At 64.8% G+C, this 2264-nt stretch carries 3 protein-coding genes; all 3 read left to right on the top strand.

Annotation, left to right across the window (positions count from 1 at the left end; genetic code table 11):
- Positions 1-294: hypothetical protein (locus tag AC1DY5_RS52135; protein WP_478122102.1), on the top strand; the 294-nt coding region annotated here is incomplete at its 5' end.
- A gap of 50 nt (positions 295-344) precedes the next feature.
- Positions 345-1085: an SDR family NAD(P)-dependent oxidoreductase gene (locus tag AC1DY5_RS52130; protein ID WP_478122101.1), complete on the top strand. Its 741-nt coding sequence runs from the start codon at positions 345-347 to the stop codon at positions 1083-1085.
- A gap of 115 nt (positions 1086-1200) precedes the next feature.
- Positions 1201-2264, top strand: a 1064-nt coding sequence (locus AC1DY5_RS52125) for an MmgE/PrpD family protein (RefSeq protein ID WP_478122100.1), incomplete at its 3' end; no start/stop codon positions are given.

Below are 2264 nucleotides of genomic sequence, written 5' to 3'. Positions count from 1 at the left end.
GGGATCATCAACACCGACCTGTGGGATGCGGGACGCAATCGTCCGCCCGAGCTCGGCAGTTCGTTCGCCGGCAGCGACCAGAACCAGGCGGCGCTGAGGGAATACGGCATGAGCGCTGAGCACGTCGGCCAACTCGTCACGAAGGGGATGCGGGAAGAAGAGTTCTTCATCTGGACGCATCCGTTCTCGACCGACCTGGTGGAAAAGCGATACGCCGAAGGTGCTGATTCCATCAAGCGCCAATGGCCCGACGGGCCCCAGCCTTTCCACAAGCGCACGCCGACCAAGGTGTGAGCTTGCAAACAGGAACCACCATGCCGGATCTTCTGAACAAGGTTGCGATAGTGCTGGGCGCGTCGACCGCCGGGGGCATGGGCGAAGCGGTCGCCCGTCGCCTGGCGGCCGAAGGTGCCACCGTCGTCGTCTCCGGTCTGGGCGCGGTGCCATTGGGGAATCTGGCCACGGATCTGGGTGGCTCCGCCTTCGAGGCGGACATCACGGACTCCGCGCAGTTGGCGGCGCTGGCCGCGCATGCGCGCAGTGTTCATGGCCGACTGGACATCGCAGTCAACGTCGCGGGCGTCGCGCCCCGCGTGCCGTTCAAGGACTTCACCGACGAACACCTAATGTTCATGGCGAAGATGCACTTCATCGGACCCGCCATGTTCATCAAGCTCGTCGCCGAAGTCATCGTCGACTACGGCGCGATCGTCAACATCTCGTCATTGTCGGCATACGACGCCTTGTCCGGGATCGTCGGGTATGCGGCTTCAAAGCGCGCGGGCGATCGTGTCGTGCAAGGCGCAGCGCTCGAATACCGCCACAAGCGATTGCGCATCAACGGCATCATTCCATCGTTGGTGCCTACTGATCTCTCGCGCCAGGGAATCCGGAACTACGGCGCGGATCCGGACGCCTTCGAGAAAAGCTTCGTCGATCTGACGCCGCTCGGTCGCATCACGCAGCCCTCGGACATCGCCGCGATGGTCTACATGCTGGCTCGCGACGAGTTCTTCGAAACGGGGCAGATCTTCAACTACAGCGGCGGTAACTCGCTGCTGGGGCATCCCCGCCATTTGGCATGACCGAGCCGTCGTCTTGCCCACTTCGAATGCGGTGTCGCGGGCGAGGCCTTGGCCTGCCGCTGCCGCAAGCTGGCACTAGGCCTTTCGCGCAAACCCTGAAGTCAACGAGAAGTCCATGGCCGATACGCCTGACCAAGACACCATCGCCCGACGGCTCGCCACCTGGGTCGTCGAGCTGAAGTACGAGGACTTGCCGCCGGTGGTGGTGCAGCGGGCCAAGCAATGCATCCTCGACCAGTTGGGCGTGCAGATGCGCGGCTCGACCTTGCCGCAGGTGCAGCCAGTGAGCCTGTTGGTGCATGCGATGGGGGGTAGCCCCGAGGCCACGGTGGTGCGACAAGCCAGGAAGACCTCGGTGGCCTACGCGGCCTATGTGAACGGCACCTTTGGCCACAGCTGTGAATTCGACGACAGCCACTTCCACTGTGGACATCCAGGTGTGTGCGTCATTCCGGCCGCGTTGGCCTTGGCCGAGCGTGAAGACGCCAGCGGCAAGGACCTGATCACCGCCGTGGTCGCCGGCTACCAGGCGCAGGTCGCCTCGGTAGGACCCATCCATCAAGGCACGCTGGCACTGGGGTGGCACGGCACGAAAGTGGGCGGCGTGTTCGGCGCCGCCGCAGCGGCGGCCAAATTGCTGCGCCTCGACATGGAGCAGACCGCGCAGGCCTTGAGCGTGGCCGCCAGCGAAGCCTCGGGGATGATGGAGTACGACCAGAGCGGCGGCGAGGTCAAGCGCCTGCATGCCGGTGCGGCTGCGCGGTCCGGCGTGCAGGCAGCCTTGCTGGCGCAACTGGGCATGACCGGTCCGGCCAGAGTCTTCGAGGGCAAGCGCGGCCTGTACCGTTTGTTCGGCAACGGCAAGCCGCCGGAAATCGAGCGGTTCTGGCAAGGTCAGTTCCACATCCTCGAGACGATGTTCAAGCTCTACCCGGCGGTCGGCACTGTGCATGCGGCGCTGAACGCGCTCACCGAGATCATGCGGGAGCACCGGTTTGCGCCCGAGGACTTGCAGGAGATCCAGGTGGGACTGGCGGCCTGGGCGATCCCCCACGGCGCCGCGATCGTGCACCCCACCGATTGCCTTGGCGCGCAGTTCAGCCTCGCCTTCAGCCTTGCGCTGCGCGTTGTGAAGCAGCGCAACGACCTCGACCTCTACCTGAACCCACAGTCCTGGAC

The sequence above is a fragment of the Variovorax sp. P4_D9 genome, from assembly GCF_056401695.1.
Note: the sequence above shows the minus strand (reverse complement) of the source record. Positions and strands in the feature narration are given on the sequence as shown.